General features: G+C 58.4%; 16 protein-coding genes. 9 read left to right on the top strand and 7 right to left on the bottom strand.

Going from position 1 to position 17778, the window contains the following annotated elements; all coding sequences use genetic code 11:
- The first annotated feature begins 38 nt into the window (after positions 1 to 38).
- From pitA to NWP14_RS16805, 3 genes are all read left to right on the top strand, one after another.
- Positions 39 to 1535 carry an inorganic phosphate transporter PitA gene (gene pitA, locus NWP14_RS16815; RefSeq protein WP_095102868.1) on the top strand — a complete coding sequence of 499 codons (1497 nt, stop codon included), beginning with the start codon at positions 39 to 41 and terminating at the stop codon, positions 1533 to 1535.
- 173 nt (positions 1536 to 1708) lie between these two features.
- Positions 1709 to 2098 (top strand): polymorphic toxin type 44 domain-containing protein, encoded by a 390-nt coding sequence (locus NWP14_RS16810; protein WP_375215693.1) that lies wholly within the window; start codon positions 1709 to 1711, stop codon positions 2096 to 2098.
- A complete protein-coding gene (locus NWP14_RS16805) occupies positions 2076 to 2483 on the top strand; it encodes a hypothetical protein (protein ID WP_375215692.1) in 408 nt (135 codons plus the stop codon). Before NWP14_RS16810 ends, NWP14_RS16805 begins: the two co-directional genes overlap by 23 nt.
- Positions 2484 to 2526: 43 nt before the next feature.
- Here the strand turns inward: NWP14_RS16805 and uspB are convergent, their stop codons facing one another.
- Positions 2527 to 2862, bottom strand: a complete 336-nt coding sequence (uspB, locus tag NWP14_RS16800; RefSeq protein WP_095102863.1) for a universal stress protein UspB — start codon at positions 2860 to 2862, stop codon at positions 2527 to 2529.
- A gap of 377 nt (positions 2863 to 3239) precedes the next feature.
- Here uspB and uspA point away from each other — a divergent pair, with 377 nt between their 5' ends.
- Together uspA and dtpB are read left to right on the top strand one after the other, a co-directional pair.
- Entirely contained in the window at positions 3240 to 3677 is a 438-nt protein-coding gene (uspA, locus tag NWP14_RS16795; protein ID WP_041143102.1) for a universal stress protein UspA, read from the top strand.
- Between the two features lie 309 nt (positions 3678 to 3986).
- Positions 3987 to 5459, top strand: coding sequence for a dipeptide/tripeptide permease DtpB (gene dtpB / locus NWP14_RS16790; RefSeq protein WP_331835117.1), 1473 nt, complete (start codon positions 3987 to 3989; stop codon positions 5457 to 5459).
- Between the two features lie 39 nt (positions 5460 to 5498).
- Here dtpB and NWP14_RS16785 read toward each other — a convergent pair whose 3' ends face one another.
- Complete coding sequence (locus tag NWP14_RS16785; RefSeq protein ID WP_076946208.1) at positions 5499 to 6002, bottom strand: Rrf2 family transcriptional regulator; 504 nt, start codon at positions 6000 to 6002, stop codon at positions 5499 to 5501.
- 232 nt (positions 6003 to 6234) lie between these two features.
- On the opposite strand from NWP14_RS16785, the gene NWP14_RS16780 reads away from it, so the two are divergent.
- On the top strand, positions 6235 to 7437 hold the full coding sequence (locus NWP14_RS16780) for an NAD(P)/FAD-dependent oxidoreductase (protein ID WP_375215691.1): 1203 nt from the start codon (positions 6235 to 6237) through the stop codon (positions 7435 to 7437).
- 80 nt (positions 7438 to 7517) lie between these two features.
- On the opposite strand, the gene rsmJ is transcribed toward NWP14_RS16780, so the two are convergent.
- From rsmJ to NWP14_RS16765, 3 genes are all read right to left on the bottom strand, one after another.
- Positions 7518 to 8270, bottom strand: coding sequence for a 16S rRNA (guanine(1516)-N(2))-methyltransferase RsmJ (gene rsmJ / locus NWP14_RS16775; protein WP_375215690.1), 753 nt, complete (start codon positions 8268 to 8270; stop codon positions 7518 to 7520).
- 134 nt (positions 8271 to 8404) lie between these two features.
- Entirely contained in the window at positions 8405 to 10447 is a 2043-nt protein-coding gene (gene prlC / locus NWP14_RS16770) for an oligopeptidase A (protein ID WP_331835114.1), read from the bottom strand.
- A 185-nt stretch (positions 10448 to 10632) separates the two neighbouring features.
- Positions 10633 to 11904, bottom strand: coding sequence for a phosphatase PAP2 family protein (locus tag NWP14_RS16765; RefSeq protein ID WP_095102853.1), 1272 nt, complete (start codon positions 11902 to 11904; stop codon positions 10633 to 10635).
- Positions 11905 to 12097: 193 nt separating this feature from the next.
- Here NWP14_RS16765 and NWP14_RS16760 point away from each other — a divergent pair, with 193 nt between their 5' ends.
- Together NWP14_RS16760 and gorA are read left to right on the top strand one after the other, a co-directional pair.
- Positions 12098 to 12940: a 23S rRNA (adenine(2030)-N(6))-methyltransferase RlmJ gene (locus NWP14_RS16760; RefSeq protein WP_095102851.1), complete on the top strand. Its 843-nt coding sequence runs from the start codon at positions 12098 to 12100 to the stop codon at positions 12938 to 12940.
- Positions 12941 to 13011: 71 nt separating this feature from the next.
- Complete coding sequence (gene gorA / locus NWP14_RS16755) at positions 13012 to 14364, top strand: glutathione-disulfide reductase (RefSeq protein WP_315301359.1); 1353 nt, start codon at positions 13012 to 13014, stop codon at positions 14362 to 14364.
- A gap of 17 nt (positions 14365 to 14381) precedes the next feature.
- On the opposite strand, the gene NWP14_RS16750 is transcribed toward gorA, so the two are convergent.
- Together NWP14_RS16750 and NWP14_RS16745 are read right to left on the bottom strand one after the other, a co-directional pair.
- On the bottom strand, positions 14382 to 15515 hold the full coding sequence (locus NWP14_RS16750) for a serine hydrolase domain-containing protein (protein ID WP_331835112.1): 1134 nt from the start codon (positions 15513 to 15515) through the stop codon (positions 14382 to 14384).
- A 214-nt stretch (positions 15516 to 15729) separates the two neighbouring features.
- Positions 15730 to 16353 (bottom strand): glutathione S-transferase family protein, encoded by a 624-nt coding sequence (locus tag NWP14_RS16745; RefSeq protein WP_375215689.1) that lies wholly within the window; start codon positions 16351 to 16353, stop codon positions 15730 to 15732.
- A gap of 221 nt (positions 16354 to 16574) precedes the next feature.
- Between NWP14_RS16745 and NWP14_RS16740 the strand changes: the two genes are divergently transcribed.
- Complete coding sequence (locus tag NWP14_RS16740; protein WP_331835111.1) at positions 16575 to 17723, top strand: iron-containing alcohol dehydrogenase; 1149 nt, start codon at positions 16575 to 16577, stop codon at positions 17721 to 17723.
- The last annotated feature ends 55 nt before the right edge of the window (positions 17724 to 17778 follow it).

Here is a 17778-nt window from a genome sequence, read left to right as displayed (position 1 = left end):
TGCGCCGCGTTCATGTCCTCAAAATGGCGTAACGTCCTATGCTACATTTATTTGCCGGTCTGGATTTACATACCGGGCTATTACTATTGCTTGCTTTAGCTTTCGTGCTGTTTTACGAAGCGATTAACGGTTTTCATGATACCGCAAACGCTGTTGCAACTGTGATCTACACGCGCGCAATGCGGTCGCAGCTTGCTGTGGCGATGGCGGCCCTCTTCAACTTTTTCGGCGTTCTGTTAGGTGGTCTTAGCGTAGCCTATGCCATTGTGCATATGTTGCCGACCGACCTGCTGCTTAACATGGGTTCTGCACATGGCCTCGCTATGGTGTTCTCCATGCTGCTGGCGGCAATTATCTGGAACCTCGGAACCTGGTACTTCGGTCTTCCGGCCTCCAGTTCACATACGCTGATCGGCGCCATCATCGGGATTGGTTTAACCAATGCATTGATGACCGGCACCTCGGTGGTTGACGCGCTGAATATCCCGAAAGTCATCGGTATTTTCGCCTCGCTGATCGTCTCGCCTATCGTGGGCCTGGTGGTGGCTGGCGGCCTGATTTTCATTCTGCGCCGTTACTGGAGCAACACCAAGAAACGCGCGCGCATCCACCTGACTCCTGCTGAACGTGAAAAGAAAGACGGAAAGAAAAAGCCGCCGTTCTGGACCCGTATTGCGCTGATCCTGTCAGCAATAGGCGTGTCATTCTCGCACGGCGCGAACGACGGTCAGAAGGGCATTGGCCTGGTCATGCTGGTGCTTATCGGCGTAGCGCCGGCAGGTTTCGTGGTGAACATGAATGCCTCCGGCTACGAAATCACCCGTACCCGCGACGCGGTCAATAACGTGGAAACCTTCTTCGAGCAGCGCCCTGAGCTGCTGAAGAAAGCGACCGGCGTTGACCAGCTGATTCCTTCACCGGAAGCCGGCGCGGTCGCCACGGGCGAATTCCACTGCCATCCGTCGAACACCGTCAACGCGCTTAGCCGCGTGAAAACGATGCTAACCGGAATCGAAAGCTACGACATGCTCACGCTCGATCAGCGCAGCCAGATGCGTCGCATTATGCTGTGCATTTCCGACACCACCGACAAAGTCGCGAAGCTGCCGGAAGTGAATGGCGATGATAAGCGTCTGCTGAAGAAACTGAAAACCGATATGCTGAGCACCATCGAATACGCGCCAATCTGGATCATTATGGCGGTTGCTCTGGCGTTAGGTATCGGCACCATGATCGGCTGGCGTCGCGTGGCGACCACGATCGGCGAGAAGATTGGCAAGAAAGGCATGACCTACGCCCAGGGTATGTCGGCCCAGATGACCGCAGCCGTATCGATTGGTCTGGCGAGCTACACCGGCATGCCGGTTTCCACCACCCACGTGCTCTCCTCCTCGGTTGCGGGGACGATGCTCGTTGACGGCGGCGGACTGCAGAAAAAAACCGTCACCAGTATTCTGATGGCGTGGGTTCTCACTCTCCCGGCGGCGATTCTGCTGTCAGGCGGGCTGTACTGGATAGCGCTGAAGATTATCTAAGAAGCTGAAAGCGACAAAAAAGCGGGTCAGGAAACTGACCCGCTTTTTTTATGTCCGCTGTTTTACTTAATCTTTTTCTGGCATGAGGAAAATCTGAACATTTTTTGTTCAAAAAACCTGGGGGAAAAAAATATCATCCCGGCCAGGATAAGATAACTCACAGTGGAGAATGTATGGCTGCTGTCCCCATCCCAGGACCTGGTTCAATCGTTATAGCGGGCAATATGCGTGAAGCACGCCGTCAAGGAATGTCACGTAATATGGCTACCCCATCAACGTACTACTGGTTTTATCAAAAAGTCAGAAATGGCGGCCCGTGGGATTATAAAAAATTCGACCCATATTTCGCCGCGTTCGGTAATTTCAATTTTGGGGCTACCGGCACCGCCGCTGGTATTCCTGCAAACATTCTTCTTATGGGCGCAGGTTGGGCGCAGGGTCGTGCGGGAACCTCAAAACCCGAATGGGGGAAATGGTATGAAAAACCTCCCTATGGAGATGACCCTACGGATCAGCGCAATATCAGAGAAGGGATAGATTATGCCATTCAGAACGGCTATTAGATGGATCCATCGGTTTGTTACGCTGGCACTTCTGGCCCTGATCGTCGGATTTGTGTGGCTAAACCACCATCCCGATCCGCGAAATAGCGATGAGCTCCAGCGTGTTTATAAATTGTCTGACGGCGTTTGGCTCTATATGACCGTTAACAACCGAGGTGGCGCAACGGTGCCTACAATCTATCGTTACTATCTGTCGCATGAGATAGCAGGGAACAATACAGAAATTATCCAGCAGCTTACGCAGAAGAGCCCGGTGATTGAGGGGACAGGGAGTCTTACGAGTGCCGGCATAGATAAAAACGGAGAAGTGAACCTCTCTTACAGCGGGAAGGTTATCTCCATCCAGGACAATATCTCAGACCTCAGATTCTCAGTTAAGCCCTGACTCCGATGTAAAGAAGGCGAGACTAGCCTCGCCTTTCTTATGCTCAGTGCCAAATCATCAATGCAACCATACTCACCACCACCAGGCCACATAGCGCGCTGGTCAAAATAAACTGCCGCCGCACCCGTTCACAGCGACGAATAAACTCGTCGTCGTGATGATCGCGGTAGCGCTGGGCGTAGATATACCAGACCAGCCTCATCTGTTTACCCGGCTGGCCATGAGAGGTGAAAAAACCTCCGCCATCAACATATTGATACAGCAAGGGATCGCAACCACGCAGCACTACCAGCAACGCACGCAATGATGAGAAGTAGCGTGCCATATTCACCACACAAACGATACACAGGGCCCAAAACAGCGCAATTGTGCTGATCATACATCCTCCCCGGCGACCCGCCCTCGGAGACGTCTCCGGGGCTAGCGCTCCCCAATACCCAACCCATACAATAGAAGAGTGCGATACCAATCACGTTTATTTATTCGATCGGCTCATTAAATAGTGTAGGAGATCAGTTAATTTTTTTACCACAAGGTTAATCGTTATCAATACGTAAGATGGATATATTTGTTTAACTATTTGGTGAACCAGGCGCATTGACGGAGCGCGAGGGGCGCTATAAGGTAGAAATATCTTCTACAATTAAGTCCTTAACGGACTGAACCCCCGCGAATTAGCACGCAGGACGCGGGCGAAGCGGCAGCGCTAGCTGTCTGGTCCAACGGTCATCGACAACTTATGGAAGGAGTAACACTATGGCTTACAAACATATTCTTATTGCAGTAGACCTTTCCCCGGAAAGCAAAGTGCTGGTAGAGAAAGCCGTTTCTATGGCGCGTCCCTACAATGCCAAGGTTTCCCTGATCCACGTCGATGTTAATTACTCCGACCTCTACACCGGTCTTATCGACGTCAATCTGGGCGACATGCAGAAACGCATTTCTGAAGAGACCCATCATGCGCTGAGCGAGCTGTCCGGCAATGCGGGCTATCCGATTACGGAAACCCTGAGCGGCAGCGGCGATCTCGGTCAGGTGCTGGTTGATGCGATTAAAAAATACGATATGGACCTGGTCGTCTGCGGCCACCATCAGGACTTCTGGAGCAAGCTGATGTCCTCCGCGCGCCAGCTGATCAACACCGTACATGTCGATATGCTGATTGTGCCGCTGCGCGACGAAGAAGACGAATAACGTTCCCGCCTTTCTCAGTATCAGCCTGTCTGCGCCCGCTTATGCGGGCGTTTTTTCTGCCCGCGCAGACATCCCCCGCCCACCGCTATCCCCAACGCTCGTTAACGCATCTCCGCGCCGAATAAACAGCACATAAAGCCACCCATTCAATATCAGTTAGTGTGATCAACCAATTATAAGAAAAAATATCTATATAATAATCTAATGATTCGGCCAATGACCGCAGCATAGCGCGTCATCATACTTTTTCAGCGCGTTCTGGCATACGCGTGCATACTTTTTTGGGATAGCACTAAAAGGCGAAGGAATATGAAAACAACTGCACCTACGGGCCTGCTGCAGCAACCGCGGCCGTTCTTCATGATTTTTTTTGTAGAGTTATGGGAGCGATTTGGCTATTACGGCGTCCAGGGCATCCTGGCGGTTTTCTTTGTTAAACAGCTCGGATTCTCTCAGGAACAGGCGTTTATTACCTTTGGCGCATTTGCGGCGCTGGTATACGGCCTGATCTCCATCGGCGGCTACGTCGGCGACCACCTGCTGGGCACCAAACGGACGCTGGTGCTGGGTGCGATTGTGCTGGCGCTCGGTTATTTCATGACCGGGCTGTCGCTCTTAAAACCCGAGCTCATTTTTATCGCCTTGGGCACCATCGCCGTCGGCAACGGGCTGTTTAAGGCCAACCCCGCCAGCCTGCTGTCAAAGTGCTATCCCCCGGACGACGCGCGCCTGGACGGAGCCTTCACCCTGTTTTACATGTCGATTAACATCGGCTCCCTGCTGTCGCTATCGCTGGCGCCGGTGATTGCGGAGAAGTTTGGCTATGCCGTCACCTACAACCTGTGCGGTGCAGGGCTGATTATCGCTCTGCTGGTCTATTTCGCCTGCCGCGGGATGGTCAAAGATATCGGTTCGGAGCCCGACCATCGGCCGTTAGTTCCGCGCAACCTGCTGTATGTGCTGGTCGGTACGGTAGCGATGATTTTCCTCTGCGCCTGGCTTATGCATAACGTGAAAATCGCCAACCTGGTGCTGATCGTCCTCTCTGTCGTGGTGATTATTTTCTTCTTTCGCGAGGCCTTCAAGCTCGATAAAACCGGCCGCAACAGGATGTTTGTCGCCTTTATCCTGATGCTGGAAGCGGTGCTGTTCTACATCCTGTATGCGCAAATGCCCACGTCGCTCAACTTTTTTGCCATCAACAACGTGCACCACCAAATCCTTGGCATCACCATTAACCCGGTCAGCTTCCAGGCGCTGAATCCGTTCTGGGTGGTGGTCGCCAGCCCGGTGCTGGCCGCGATCTACACCCGCCTGGGCAACAAAGGCCGGGACCTGACCATGCCGATGAAGTTTACCCTCGGAATGTTTTTATGTTCGCTGGGCTTCCTGACCGCCGCCGCCGCCGGCATCTGGTTTGCCGACGCGCAGGGGCTCACTTCGCCGTGGTTTATCGTGCTGGTCTATCTGTTCCAGAGCCTCGGCGAGCTGCTGATTAGCGCGCTCGGCCTGGCGATGGTCGCCGCGCTGGTTCCGCAGCAGCTGATGGGCTTCATCCTCGGGATGTGGTTCCTGACGCAGGCAGCGGCCTTCCTGATGGGGGGATACGTGGCGACGTTCACCGCGGTGCCGGAAAATATCACCGACCCGCTGCAGACCCTGCCGATCTACACCAACGTGTTCGGCAAAATTGGCCTGGTGACGCTGGCGGTAACGATAGTGATGGCGATTCTGGTGCCGTGGCTCAACCGCATGATCAATACGCCTGCCGGCAGCAAATAGCGGCAGCTTCCGCCCTCGGCCAGCGGCAGCTGGCTGAGGTTAACTCTTACGGGCGTCAATCCACTCCTGCACTTCAATCACAAACTCATCCGGCGCTTTGCGGTACATCTTGCGGGCGAGATCCAAAATTGTATGCTGCCCGAGCGCTTCTTCCATACGCTGCTGGGCCATATCCATCACCGAGCGCACGCCACAAATGCCTTCACAGGCCCATTCCGGCGGCTGCTCGTCAAATACCGCCAGCCGCTGGCGAATTTCACGGCATTCGAAAATACGCTTATCGCCATCAATAGCATTGACCACATCCAGCACCGTGATGTGTTCGGCGGGCTTCGCCAGCTGGAAGCCGCCGCCCTTGCCTTCCATGCTGCGCACCAGGCCTGCCCGGGAGAGGCGGGTAAATATTTTGGCCAGATAGTCGTAGGGCACGCTTTGCAGCTCGGCGATTTCCCGCACGCTCATATCGCGCGCATCGCCTTTGCTGTCCACCATGCACATCAAACTATGGATGCCGTACTCAACGCCAGAACTGTAGAACGCCATTCTCTTATCTCAGCCAAAACAAATCTGAGTTATTGTAGCTTTTTGATCGTAGCCATACCAGACAGACGCCATAGCATGCCGCAGAATAAATAATTATTTAATTGTTTATCATATAGATAATACCGCATTCCGCCATTTCGCTCTGCCGAGGGCACAAATCACGTTGCATTCTATAACTACGACAAATAAAATCCGAGTAAATACATCGTAGCAAACAGTGAGTGAAACAATAATGGCTAAAAAAATCCTGATCGTCGGCGCGGGCTTTTCCGGAATGTGGGCTGCGCTCAGCGCCGCTCGGCTGGCGGATATGCACCGCGACGAGACCGTGGAAATCACGGTTATTGCCCCGCAGCCCGAGCTGCGGGTGCGTCCACGTTTCTATGAGGACGATGTGCCGACGCTGGTCGCCCCGCTACAGCCATTATTTGACGCCACCGGCGTCAGCTTCCTGCGCGGTACCGTTGCGCGCATCGTTCCCGCCGCCAGAGAAGTGGCGTGGGTCGATGCCTCCGGCAGCGCGCAGCGCGCGGGCTACGACCGGCTGATTCTCGCCAGCGGCAGCCACGTTAACCGTTCTTTGGTCGCCGGAGCCGAGGCTCACGCCTTCGATCTCGACCAGCTGGAAAGCGCCACCGTTCTGGAAAACCATCTGAAATCCCTGGCCCACGCCGCGGATAGCGTGGCGCGCAATACGGTCGTCGTCTGCGGCGGCGGCTTTACCGGCATCGAGATGGCGATGGAGCTTCCGGGCAAACTGCGGGCCATCCTGGGCTCAAATGCTAAGACCAGAGTAGTCGTAGTTGAACGGGGCCCGCAGCCGGGCTCGCGCTACAGCGACGCGCTGCGCGAGGTTATCGTCCAGGCATCCGCAGAGCTCGGCGTTGAGTGGCTGGTGAATACGGAGGTCGAAAGCATTGACGCGGCCGGCGTCACGCTCAAAGACGGGCAGACCATTGCGTCGCAGACCGTTATCTGGACCGTGGGGGTACAGGCCAACGACCTGACGGCGCAGATTGACGCCCCGCGCGATCGCCAGGGTCGCCTGCACGTCAACCGCGATCTTCAGGTGATGGGCCATGATGAGATCTACGCCACCGGGGACGTGGCCTACGCGGCCACGGATGACAAAGGCAACCACGCGCTGATGACCTGCCAGCACGCTATTCTGCTGGGCAAATTTGCCGGGAATAACGCGGCGGCCAGCCTGCTGGAAGTCGCTCCGCTGCCCTATCGTCAGGAAAACTACGTCACCTGTCTGGATCTCGGCGCCTGGGGCGCGGTCTATACCGAAGGCTGGGACCAGCAGGTGAAACTAACGCGGGAAGAGGCGAAAAAGGTGAAGATATCGATAACCAGCGAGCTTATCTATCCCCCGAAGGCCGATAGAGCCATTGCCTTTGAGATCGCCGATCCGCTGGCGCCGTTTGTCTAACCGCGCCCCGGCCGCGCGATGCTGACCGGGCTACGTAGCCCGGATAAGGCGTACCGGCCGGGATATTCCGCGAGAAGGGGTTATTCCGCCGTACCGGCGTAAATATCAAACCGATGGCCCTTGGTAACCACCGCGTTCGGCGTGGCGACATCCGCCAGCGGCGGCGCGTAGTCAGGGCGTTTGACCACCACGCGTTTGGTCGCCAGCAGGCGCGCCGGCTCCAACAGGCCGTCGGCGTCTAAATCCGCGCCCACCAGCGACTGAAAGACGCGCATCTCTTTTTTCACCAGCGCGCTTTTCTGCTTGTGCGGGAACATCGGGTCGAGATAGACCACCTGCGGCCGCGGCGTAATATCGGTCAGCGCCGTCAGGCTTGAGGCGTGAATAAGCTGCAGGCGCTGCTGCAGCCACGGGCCGATTTCCGGATCGGCGTAGCCGCGGGCCAGGCCATCATCAAGCAGCGCCGCCGCCACCGGGTTACGCTCCAGCATCCGCACGCGGCAGCCTACGCTGGCGAGCACAAACGCGTCGCGCCCCAGCCCCGCCGTGGCGTCCACCACGTCCGGCAGATAGTCGCCCTTTACCCCCACCGCTTTGGCCACCGCCTCGCCGCGTCCGCCGCCGAACTTACGCCGATGGGCCATCGCTCCGCCGACAAAATCAACGAAGATGCCGCCAAGCTTCGGCTCATCGCGTTTACGTAATTCCAGATGCTCCGGCGTCATCGCCAGCGCCATCAGGCTGTCTTCGTCGTGCTCCAGCCCCCAGCGGGCGGCAAGAACGGATAAGGCGCCGTCTCCGGCGCCCGTTTCATCAATTAAGCAGATTTTCACTTCCGCTTTACCCTAAACAATTCGCGTTGCCGCAGGACAACAAGGGAAAAAATCCCCGGGAACGTACACAGAGCGCGTTCCCGGGGTGAGTGAGTGCAGTTGCCGAAGAGGCAGCCTGAAGTCTGTCGGGTAAATTAGCCCTTGATCCCGTAGTGATCCAGCATCGCGTCAAGCTGCGGCTCGCGGCCGCGGAAGCGTTTGAACAGAATCATCGGCTCTTCAGAACCGCCGCGGCTGAGGATGTTATCGAGGAACGACTGACCGGTTTCACGGTTGAAAATACCCTCTTCCTCGAAGCGAGAGAAGGCGTCCGCCGCCAGCACGTCGGCCCACAGGTAGCTGTAGTAGCCCGCCGCGTAGCCGCCGGCAAAAATGTGGCTGAAGGCGTGCGGGAAGCGGCCCCACGACGGACCCGGCACCACGGCGACCTGCTTTTTGATTTCCGCCAGCGTTTCGAGGATTTTCGCCCCTTGCTCCGGCTGGTACTCCGCATGCAGGCGGAAGTCGAACAGGCCGAACTCCAGCTGGCGCAGAATAAACAGCGCGGCCTGGTAGTTCTTCGCGGCGAGCATTTTTTCCAGCAGCGCCTGCGGCAGCGGTTCGCCGGTCTCGTAGTGGCCGGAGATAAACGCCAGCGCCTCCGGCTCCCAGCACCAGTTCTCCATGAACTGGCTCGGCAGCTCAACCGCATCCCACGGCACGCCGCTAATTCCGGACACGCCCGCGGTATCGATACGGGTCAGCATATGGTGCAGACCGTGGCCGAATTCGTGGAACAGGGTGATCACTTCATCGTGGGTGAACAGCGCCGGCTTGCCGCTAACCGGACGGTTAAAGTTGCAGGTCAGGTAGGCCACCGGCTTTTGCAGCGAACCGTCCAGCTTGCGCATCTGGCCGACGCAGTCGTCCATCCACGCGCCGCCGCGCTTGTGCTCGCGCGCATAGAGATCGAGATAGAAGCTGCCGCGCAGCTCGCCGTTTTCGTCATACAGCTCGAAGAAACGCACTTCCGGGTGCCAGACGTCAATATCGGTACGCTCTTTGGCGGTAATCCCGTAAATGCGCTTAACCACCTCGAACAGGCCGTTAACGGCTCTGTTTTCCGGGAAATAGGGGCGCAGCTGCTCATCGCTGATGCTGTAAAGGTGCTGCTTCTGCTTTTCGCTGTACCAGGCGATATCCCACGGCTGCAGCTCCTCAACGCCAAACTCCGCTTTAGCGAAGGCGCGCAGCTGGGCCAGCTCTTTCTCCCCTTGCGGACGGGCGCGTTTCGCCAGGTCGGTCAGGAACTCGAGCACCTGCTGCGGGTTCTCCGCCATTTTGGTCGACAGCGATTTTGAGGCGTAGCTGTCGAAGCCCAGCAGCTGCGCCAGCTCGTGGCGCAGGGCGAGGATTTCCGCCATCACCGGGCTGTTGTCCCATTTACCGGCGTTCGGTCCCTGGTCAGAAGCGCGGGTGGAGTAGGCGCGATAGAGCTCTTCGCGCAGCGCCTGGTTTTCGCAGTAGGTCATCACCGGCAGGTAGCTCGGGATATCCAGGGTCAGCAGATAGCCTTCCTGCTCTTTGGCCTGCGCCTGAGCCTGAGCCGCCGCCAGCGCGCTCTCCGGCATCCCGGACAGCTCGGCTTCGTCGGTCACCAGCTTGCTCCAGCCCATCGTGGCGTCGAGCACGTTGTTGCTGTACTGATTGCCCAGCTCGGAGAGGCGCGCGGCAATCTCGCCGTAGCGCTTCTGCTGCTCTTTCGCCAGCCCGATACCGGAGAGTTCAAAATCACGCAGCGCGTTATCCACCGCCTTTTTCTGGGCGGTGTTCAGGGTGGCGTAGTGGTCGCCGTCGCGCAGATCGCGATACGCTTTGTACAGACCTTCGTGCTGGCCCACCCAGGTGCTGTATTCCGACAGCAGCGGCAGGGTTTGTTCGTAGGCTTCACGCAGCTCCGGGCTATTTTTGACCGAATTCAGATGGCTGACAGGAGAAAAAATACGCCCCAGCACGTCGTCGACTTCCGCCAGCGGCTGGCACAGCGTCTCCCAGCTATAGGGCGCGCCCTGCGCCACGACGCTCTCTACCGATGCCCGGCAATCGTCCAGCGCTTTGGTGACCGCAGGCACCACATGCTCCGGCTTGATTGCAGAAAAAGGCGGCAATGAAAAAGGCGTCAGTAATGGATTGGTCATATGCGCAGTCCTGTTGAAAAGGGGAAATGAAGCGCGCGTTCCGGCGCTTTAGCATGGGATCTAGAATGGGGGATAGTTGGGTGAATTTCAATGTCGCGCGATGCTCAGCGCCGGGTATTGCTGCAATAAGCCCGGCCGTTGAGCAAAATCCCGGCTGGCGCGATGCTTCGCCGGGCTGCGTGAGATTAATGCGTCTTCTGCGCCATCTGCCAGGCGGCAGGCAGGTTGAGGCGCTGCCAGAACTGCTGGTCGGCGGTCTCTCCCGACAGCGGGTAGCCGGCCGGCAGCGCGGTTTTCACCATCAGCGCCCGACGCTGTGCGGCGGAAAGATGCGGCAAGGCGGCCTCCAGCAGCACCTCGGCCCCTTCCGGCACCTTCAGGGCCTGCTTCTCGCCCTTCTGCTGCGGCAGATCGTAGGTCATGGTGAAGCGATAAAAGGCGTTCATGGCCGGATCGCGATAGGGATCGTCCTTCCCGGCAGTTTTCGCGCATTCAGCCAGCGAGGTGCCGCACTCTTTCTCCAGCGCGGCGCGCAGCTGATCGCGCGCTTCGTTAAACAGCGCGCGATATTTTGCATCGTTCAGATAGTGGGCGACGTTACGCTGCGCCACCATCCGCGAGCCCATCACGTCCAGCGGGTAGTGGACGCCGAGGACGATCCGCGAGTAGCCGTAGCGCGCCCCGCGCGTGACCAGCGCATCAAAGCGTTCCGGGATCATCTCGGCCATCAGCAGGGCATCGGTATAGCCGGTATTGGTGTGCCCGCTGGGGAAAGAGCCCTCGTCGGCGGTATAGGGCTGGTTATCCTTCACCACCACGTCATCCGGCACCAGATGGATAGTGTTGCCCTGAATCAGGAACGGACGCGGGTTATTGAAGTGCTTTTTCGCCGCCCCGGTGCTGACTTCGCTGGCCTTAATCAGCGCCGCCGCTTTGCCCAGCTCGCCTTTGTCGTAGGCCGTAAGGAACGCTTTGCCCAGCCGAGGCCCCATCGCATCGCTGAGGAAGTAGAGATAGCTTATCCCCTCGGCATCGGCCAACGCCTGGTGTCGGGTAGCCTGGGTGGCATCACGGTTAATGGCGGTGACGGTAGCGAGGTTATCTTTCACCACCGAATCAGGGAGTTTGCTGAACGCCGAGAGCAGCTCAATCCCCGCCTGCTGGTTCGCTTTAGCCTGAAAATCGTAGCCGCTGGCCTTGAGCCAGGCTTTATCCGCCTGGGTTTTATTCTGCTTAGCGTGCTCCAGCTGGCCGCGGGTGAGCGTTGCGGCATCCCCTTTCAGCGCCTGGCGCAGCGCCGCCAGCGTCTGGCTTTCCAGCGCGTCAAACGCCGGACTGGCGGCCGCAGGGGTGACGCTGGCGGCGATCGCCGCCGCCTGATTAAGCGGGACGTCTTTTGCCAGCGCCGGCAGCGCCAGGATCAGCGCCGACGTCAGAAGTGTGATTTGCAGTTTCATTATTTTTCCTTTTATTCAAACAATTACCTTGCCTGCACGCGACGCTAGCGCGACCGTTTGACATTTTTATGACACCGTTATGTTTTGCAACGCTTTTGCCACAATTGAAACAGCACGGCGCTACAGCGGTAATCCGCACGGATCTGCGGTAAACTATCGGTTATCTTGTTTAATTCCCGGAATCTCTGCATCCATGCTCAGTTATCGCCACAGCTTTCACGCAGGCAACCACGCCGACGTCCTCAAACACACCGTTCAGAGTCTGATCATTGAATCGCTGAAAGAGAAAGAGAAACCGTTTCTCTATCTGGACACCCACGCCGGCGCAGGACGCTACCATCTGAGCAGCGAGCACGCCGAGCGTACCGGCGAGTACCTGGAAGGCATCTCCCGCATCTGGCAGCAGGATGACCTGCCGGCCGAGCTGGAGCCGTATATCTCCGTGGTTCAGCACTTCAACCGTAGCGGCCAGCTGCGCTACTATCCGGGCTCGCCGCTGGTTGCCCGCCAGCTTCTGCGCGAGCAGGACAGCCTGCAGCTGACCGAGCTGCACCCGAGCGATTTCCCGCTGCTGCGCTCAGAATTCCAGAAAGACGAGCGCGCGCGCGTGGAAAAGTCCGATGGTTATCAGCAGCTGAAGGCTAAGCTGCCGCCCGCCTCCCGTCGCGGTCTGATTCTTATCGACCCGCCGTACGAAATTAAAAGCGATTACCAGGCGGTCGTTACCGGCATTCACGAAGGCTACAAGCGCTTCGCTACCGGCACCTATGCGCTGTGGTACCCGGTGGTCTTACGTGCGCAGATTAAGCGAATGATCAAAGAGTTAGAAGCTACCGGCATTCGTAAAATCATGCAGATTGAGCTTGCCGTGCGCCCGGACAGCGACCAGCGTGGAATGACCGCGTCGGGGATGATCGTTATCAACCCGCCGTGGAAGCTGGAACAGCAGATGAACAACGTCCTGCCGTGGCTGCACAAAAAGCTGGTGCCGACCGGCATCGGTCATGCAACGGTTAGCTGGATCGTCCCGGAGTAATCGCAGTCATCGGCGGAACCTATTGATTTCCGGTATACAATCGCAGCATTCAGATATTAAGGATATGACTCATGAGCAAACATTATGACTACATTGCTATCGGCGGCGGCAGCGGCGGTATTGCCTCCATCAACCGCGCGGCGATGTACGGCCAGAAGTGCGCCCTGATTGAAGCGAAAGATCTGGGCGGCACCTGCGTTAACGTCGGCTGTGTACCGAAGAAGATCATGTGGCACGCGGCGCAGATTCGCGAAGCGATTCACCTGTACGGCCCGGACTACGGTTTCGATACCACCATCAATCACTTCGACTGGGACAGGCTGGTTGCCAGCCGCAGCGCCTATATCGACCGCATTCATACCTCTTACGACAACGTGCTGGGTAAAAATAAGGTCGACGTGATTAAAGGCTTCGCCCGTTTTATCGACGCCAAAACGGTTGAAGTCAACGGCGAAACCCTGACGGCCGATCATATCCTCATCGCCACCGGCGGCCGCCCGAGCCATCCGTCGATTCCGGGCGTAGAGTACGGCATCGATTCCAACGGCTTCTTCGAGCTGCCGGCGCTGCCGAAGCGCGTGGCGGTTGTCGGCGCGGGCTATATTGCCGTTGAGCTGGCGGGCGTGATTAACGGTCTGGGGGCCGAGACGCATCTGTTCGTGCGCAAGCACGCGCCGCTGCGCAGCTTCGATCCGCTGATTGTCGAGACGCTGGTTGAGGTGATGAACGCCGAAGGCCCGCAGCTGCATACCCACGCCATTCCGCAGTCGGTGGTGAAAAACGCCGACGGCAGCCTGACCCTGACCCTGGAAGATGGCCGCAGCCAGACCGTCGATTGCCTGATCTGGGCCATTGGCCGCCAGCCGGAGACCGATAACTTCAACCTCAAGGCTACCGGGGTGAAGACCAACGACAAAGGCTATATCGTCGTGGATAAGTTGCAGAACACCAGCGTGCCGGGGATCTACGCGGTGGGCGATAACACCGGCGCGGTCGAGCTGACGCCGGTCGCCGTTGCCGCCGGCCGCCGCCTCTCCGAGCGTCTGTTCAACAACAAGCCGGAAGAGCATCTGGACTACAGCAACATCCCGACCGTGGTCTTCAGCCACCCGCCGATCGGCACCGTCGGCTTAACCGAGCCGCAGGCCCGCGAGCAGTACGGCGATGAGGCGGTGAAGGTCTATAAATCGTCCTTTACCGCGATGTATACCGCCGTGACCTCGCACCGCCAGCCGTGCCGCATGAAGCTGGTCTGCGTCGGTCCGGAAGAGAAGATTGTCGGTATTCACGGCATCGGCTTCGGCATGGATGAAATGCTGCAGGGCTTTGCGGTCGCGCTGAAGATGGGCGCCACCAAGAAGGACTTCGACAATACCGTGGCGATTCACCCGACCGCCGCGGAAGAGTTCGTTACCATGCGCTAATCTTCAAGGCCCCGTACTCACGGGGCTTTTTTTAACCCCTCATGGCGCGCCTGATAAGCCGTTCCCGCCGCCTGATTTTGCAAAATCGCATGCCCGATGTAGTTACTCCAGTTAAAGCTATTTTGCAGCACCACCACCGCATTCTGGTTCGCTTTATCGAAACCGATATAGCTGGAATAGCCGCCGATATAGCCCACCTGATAGGTAATTTTCTGCCCGCCGATCGTATCGGTAACCCAGGCAATATTCGCCGCCTCCGTCTGCCGCGGATAGTAGTCCGCGCCGACGTCGGCAAAGGCTTTATCCAGCGCCGCGTTATGGGTCGGTGAAAAATGGGCGCGGGCCCAGGCGATCAGGTCCCGGGCATCGCTGTACAGGTTTGCCGCCCCGACCATATTGTTGCTGAACTGCCAGTCCGGAGTCAGCGCTCCGCGGGTTTTAAATTTCGGCTGATCCCCCGCATGCCCGAGCGCGCGCCGGGAGTATCCGCGCAGCGTTGACGGCACGAAGCTGGTGCTCTGCAGCGCCAGCGGCTGGAAAATCATCCGCGACGCCAGCGTATCAACGGATTCCCCGGTCTGATATTTGAGGATGTAGCCCAGAACGGCGTAGCCAAGATTGGAGTACTCAGGCTCACGCACCCGCGGCGCGCTGAAGGTGCGGAGATAGCCCAGCGCATCGTCGCTGTCGAGGTCGTGGTAGAAGTTTTCCCCATCGCTCAGGTAGGCCAGCAGATGCTCCAGCGACAGCAGGTTCATCGGCTGACGCGGCAGGCCGGAGGTATGCGTGACCAGCTGTAGCAGGGTGATTTTTTGGGCATCCTCGCTCAGCCGGATCTCCGGCGGCAGCAGCATGGAGAGCGTATCGTCCCACTGCAACCGCCCCTCATTGACCAGCAGGGTTATCACCTCGGCGGTGATCCCTTTACTCAGCGATCCCAGGGCAAAGAGCGTATCCGGGGTAATCGGGTAGCGATTTTTCGCATCGGTCACGCCGTAGCAGTGAAATTCCGCCGGGCCGTTATGCTGGATAACCGCCACCACCACGCCGCTCACCTGCTTGCTCTGCATATAATGGTTAACGAAGGAATCAATGGAGAGCAGATGCCCGTTTTGCCCAACCTGACTGGTTTCGTCAGAAGGGACACTCATTTGCGAAAGCGTTCCGGAGCATCCGACAAGCAGCAGAGACGCCAGCAACACAGGGCTCAACCGCCTGCTCAAACCATACCTTCCTGCCGTACGCGCTACCGGGTGGATAAAAAAGGGACGCAGATCGTAACGGCAGTCGTCGGTGATTGCAAAGCGAACAGGCTGAATTTAACGCCCAGGGCGATGTAATTCTGGACATTTTTTTATCCCGCCGTCACGCCGTGCCGTTATTACCGTGGCGCATGAACGCCGGGCGCTGGTTGAGCGCCATATACCAGCGTTCAACGGCCGGCATCTCCGGGTGGGCGAAGGGCGTCATTTTCCAGCGATGGACCGAGAGGCCCAGAACGATATCCGCCAGCGTAAACCGGCTGCCGGCCAGCCACGCGCCGGTTTGCTGAAGCTGAGCGTCCACTATCTGCACGCAGCGGGTCCAGCTGGCAATGCTCTCTTTCAGCGCCGCCGGGTCCTGAAAGCGCGGGTCCTTACGCACCAGGCCCATAAACGCGTAGCGCCAGGCGTTATTAAACTCCGTGGCCTGCCAGTCCATCCAGCACTCGACCTCGGCAGCCGCCCGCGGCGCGGCGGGCAGCAGATCGTCGCGCCCGGCTTTGCGCGCCAGGTAGCGACAGATGCTGTTCGACTCCCACAGGACAAAGTCGTCATCCAGCAGAACCGGCACCAGGCTGTTCGGATTCAGCGCGCGGAACTCCGCGGTATCAATCGGCTGAAATCCGCTACCGTAATCTTCCTGCTGATACTCAAGGCCCGCTTCTTCGCAGGTCCACAACACTTTACGGACGTTAATTGATGAGCGTTTACCCAGTATTCTTAGCATTGTCAGGGATTCCTTAACCGAAGGGACGTTTTATTCACCATACTCCATCGGCTGCGCGAGTACAGCCAGCAACGGAGCAGCCTGGCGGATAATATGTAATGACATATGCGTTGGCTTTCCTCGCTCGCCCCGGTCACTTACCTGCGTTGCCGCCTTCCTGCAACCCGAATTATTTAGGGTATAGTTGATTCCAGCCTTTTTCGCCGATACAGGAGCCCGTGATGCTGACCCCCTTTAACGTTTTAACCCCGGGAAATATTCGTTTTGGTCGCGGCCTGGCGCGGAGCGCTGCGCCCTGGCTGGCCCAGCACAGCGGCAAGGTGCTGCTGGTGCATGGCGCCAGCCCGCAGCGGGCCGACTTTTTGCTGGCCGAACTTCGCGCCCACGCGCTTGAGGTGACGACCCTCTCCATCGCCCATGAGCCCGACCTGCATGCTATCGAACAGGGCGTGCGCCTGGCCCGCGAAGAGGGCGTCGGGGCGGTAGTGAGCCTCGGGGGCGGCGCGGTTATCGACGCCGGCAAGGCGATCGCCGCGCTGGTGCCGGCATCCGGGGAGGTCATCGAGTATCTGGAAGTGGTCGGCAGCGGTCGGGTACTGGAGGCGCATCCGCTACCGTTTGTCGCCATCCCCACCACCTCCGGCACCGGAGCCGAGGTGACGAAAAACGCGGTGATTAACGTCGTGCAGCAGCAGCGTAAGGTCAGCCTGCGCGATGACCGTATGCTGCCGGACCTGGCGATCGTCGACCCGGCGCTCACCGATAACGCGCCGCGGGCGGTGACGCTGGGCTCCGGCCTCGATGCGATCACCCAGCTTATCGAACCCTGGCTGTGTACCCGAGCCAATCCTTTTACCGACGCCCTGTGCCGGGAAGCGATCCCGCGCGGCATCAAAGCGCTAAAAACGCTGATGGCGAAAGAGTGCCCGCAGAGCCGCGATGAAATGGCCTGGGTCAGCCTGTGCGGCGGCCTGGCGCTGGCCAATGCCGGTCTCGGCGTGGTTCACGGCCTGGCGGGACCGCTGGGCGGCCTGAGCAACGCCTCCCACGGCGCGCTGTGCGGCTGCCTGCTGCCCTTCGGCCTCGCGCTTAACGAATCGCTGGTCACCGATGAAGCCCTGCGCGGGCGCTTTAACGACGTGCGCCGCTGGCTGGCCGACGGGCTCAACGTGCATCCGGATACCGCCTGGGAGAGCCTGCACGAATGGAGCCGCAGCGCGGGGCTCGGCAACCTGAATGACCTTGGCGTGGCGCATCAGGCGCTTGAGCCCGCCGCGCTGGCCGCCAGCGGCTCATCGTCGATGAAAGCCAACCCGGTCACGCTGAGTAGCGAACAGCTGCTGGAGATGCTGGAAGCGGCGTGGGAGTGATCCCGCGTCAGCCCGACGAAATAAGATTTTGTTGCAAAACGATTGCTCTGAATTT

The organism is Klebsiella sp. C349492, from assembly GCF_042055345.1.
GTDB lineage: Bacteria > Pseudomonadota > Gammaproteobacteria > Enterobacterales > Enterobacteriaceae > Klebsiella > Klebsiella scottii.
The sequence above is the reverse complement of the archived record's forward strand: the minus strand, read 5'-3'. Positions and strand labels throughout refer to the sequence as shown.

Excerpts from the sequence above, each read along its gene's own strand:
- pitA (WP_095102868.1), top strand. The coding sequence starts at position 39 with ATGCTACATTTATTTGCCGGTCTGGATTTACATACCGGGCTATTACTA.
- NWP14_RS16810 (WP_375215693.1), top strand. The coding sequence starts at position 1,709 with ATGGCTGCTGTCCCCATCCCAGGACCTGGTTCAATCGTTATAGCGGGC.
- NWP14_RS16805 (WP_375215692.1), top strand. The coding sequence starts at position 2,076 with ATGCCATTCAGAACGGCTATTAGATGGATCCATCGGTTTGTTACGCTG.
- uspB (WP_095102863.1), bottom strand. The coding sequence starts at position 2,862 with ATGATCAGCACAATTGCGCTGTTTTGGGCCCTGTGTATCGTTTGTGTG.
- uspA (WP_041143102.1), top strand. The coding sequence starts at position 3,240 with ATGGCTTACAAACATATTCTTATTGCAGTAGACCTTTCCCCGGAAAGC.
- dtpB (WP_331835117.1), top strand. The coding sequence starts at position 3,987 with ATGAAAACAACTGCACCTACGGGCCTGCTGCAGCAACCGCGGCCGTTC.
- NWP14_RS16785 (WP_076946208.1), bottom strand. The coding sequence starts at position 6,002 with ATGGCGTTCTACAGTTCTGGCGTTGAGTACGGCATCCATAGTTTGATG.
- NWP14_RS16780 (WP_375215691.1), top strand. The coding sequence starts at position 6,235 with ATGGCTAAAAAAATCCTGATCGTCGGCGCGGGCTTTTCCGGAATGTGG.
- prlC (WP_331835114.1), bottom strand. The coding sequence starts at position 10,447 with ATGACCAATCCATTACTGACGCCTTTTTCATTGCCGCCTTTTTCTGCA.
- NWP14_RS16765 (WP_095102853.1), bottom strand. The coding sequence starts at position 11,904 with ATGAAACTGCAAATCACACTTCTGACGTCGGCGCTGATCCTGGCGCTG.
- NWP14_RS16760 (WP_095102851.1), top strand. The coding sequence starts at position 12,098 with ATGCTCAGTTATCGCCACAGCTTTCACGCAGGCAACCACGCCGACGTC.
- gorA (WP_315301359.1), top strand. The coding sequence starts at position 13,012 with ATGAGCAAACATTATGACTACATTGCTATCGGCGGCGGCAGCGGCGGT.
- NWP14_RS16750 (WP_331835112.1), bottom strand. The coding sequence starts at position 15,515 with ATGAGTGTCCCTTCTGACGAAACCAGTCAGGTTGGGCAAAACGGGCAT.
- NWP14_RS16745 (WP_375215689.1), bottom strand. The coding sequence starts at position 16,353 with ATGCTAAGAATACTGGGTAAACGCTCATCAATTAACGTCCGTAAAGTG.
- NWP14_RS16740 (WP_331835111.1), top strand. The coding sequence starts at position 16,575 with ATGCTGACCCCCTTTAACGTTTTAACCCCGGGAAATATTCGTTTTGGT.